Origin of the sequence: Vibrio sp. Vb0304, from assembly GCF_033338995.1 — a bacterium.
Classification (GTDB): Bacteria; Pseudomonadota; Gammaproteobacteria; order Enterobacterales; family Vibrionaceae; genus Vibrio; species Vibrio alginolyticus.
Window position 1 is genome coordinate 1 of sequence record NZ_JAWOTT010000142.1, and the last position, 1362, is coordinate 1362.

The 1362-nt window shown below is 39.2% G+C and carries 3 protein-coding genes and 1 pseudogene; all 4 read left to right on the plus strand.

The genetic code is table 11. The features are described 5' to 3' along the window. The first annotated feature begins 188 nt into the window (after positions 1 to 188). Complete coding sequence (locus tag R7P35_RS24495; protein ID WP_005496656.1) at positions 189 to 740, plus strand: BON domain-containing protein; 552 nt, start codon at positions 189 to 191, stop codon at positions 738 to 740. Positions 741 to 784: 44 nt separating this feature from the next. Next, the gene (locus R7P35_RS24500) at positions 785 to 961 is read left to right on the plus strand and encodes a DUF1328 family protein (RefSeq protein WP_005478615.1); all 177 of its coding nucleotides are present in this window, start codon (positions 785 to 787) and stop codon (positions 959 to 961) included. 8 nt (positions 962 to 969) lie between these two features. Continuing rightward, the gene (locus R7P35_RS24505) at positions 970 to 1167 is read left to right on the plus strand and encodes a hypothetical protein (RefSeq protein ID WP_005466987.1); all 198 of its coding nucleotides are present in this window, start codon (positions 970 to 972) and stop codon (positions 1165 to 1167) included. Between the two features lie 91 nt (positions 1168 to 1258). Continuing rightward, a pseudogene (locus tag R7P35_RS24510) lies at positions 1259 to 1362 on the plus strand (hemerythrin domain-containing protein); the annotation flags it as partial.

A 1362-nucleotide genomic window follows, 5' to 3' on the forward strand; every position in this document is an offset into this window, starting at 1 on the left:
CTCTATTTATCTTTTCTTCTTCAATGATTAAAAATTACATTTCTTCTGTGTAAATTATTCACGAATGGTTTCTTTCTCATCTTAAATATAATGGCTGTTTTTAAATAAACGCTTTAAAAATAGTTACTTATAAAGTTGGCACATGCTTTGCTCTATTAGAACTGCAACGTCAATATAGGAGAATTACCATGAATAACATCGCAGCTAAAATTGTACTTACTTCAGTTCTTGCAACGTCATCTACCGCAGTATTAGCCAGTGATAAATGGGAAAAAGAATCCATGGACGCTTGGCTAGATGGTAAAGCAGAAACCACCTTACTGCTTAACAGCAACCTGAACTCTTTTGATATCAACACTGATGTTGAAAATCAGGTGGTTACGCTGACAGGTTCGGTCAATAACGATTTGGAAAAGTCGCTGGCAGAAGAGTTGGTTTCAGGCCTTGATGGTGTGAAAAAAGTAAATAACGAGCTAACGGTAGTGAGTGAGAATAAACAAGATGCCGATTCTGATGCATTTGCTGCATTAACGGATTCAAAAATTACTACTATTGTGAAAACTCGTTTACTGATGGATACCAGCGTTAGTGGTACAGACATTGATGTCACCACAGAAAATAAAACCGTAACCTTAACCGGTAAAGTGAACTCAGATGCCGAGCACGATCTGGCATTATCGATTGCAAATAATACCAACGATGTAAATAAGGTTGTCGATAAGCTTGAAGTTGTTCAGTAATAACTAATATTGAGCTTTCACTTTAAAAATAAGGAGACAACACCATGGTTCGTTGGATGTTTATTTTCCTTGCTTTGGCTCTCGTTTCAGCGGTGCTCGGATTTAGTGGTATTGCCGGTGCCGCCGCAGCTGTCGCGCAAGTGATATTTTATCTGTTCCTGTTGTCATTAATTGTATCAATAGTATTTGTGATACTTGGAAAGAAAAACGTAAATAGATAGGAGTTAGCATGCGAGTTACGTCATTTATTTATCGTATCGCCGCAGTATTTGGTTTGGTATTTGCTTTAGCGGCGTGTAGTGATGAAGGGCCAATGGAAAAAGCGGGCAAAAAATTGGATGAGACTGCGGAAGAAGCGCAAAACGCCATTGAAGATGGTTGTGAAAACCTTAAAGAGAATCTGAACGCGGAAGACAAAGATTGTTAAGCGTTCACCTCATCCACCAACAGCAAAAAAGGGCGGCGTGATAACCGCCCTTTGTTTTACCAACTATTCTTAATCCGATAAGGAGTCAGAGATGAAGAACATATTCGATGTGCTAAAAGAAAGTCATGAAAAACAGCGCCTTTTGCTGGATGCACTGATGGAAACATCCGGAGATTCCCCAACTCGTCGAGAGTT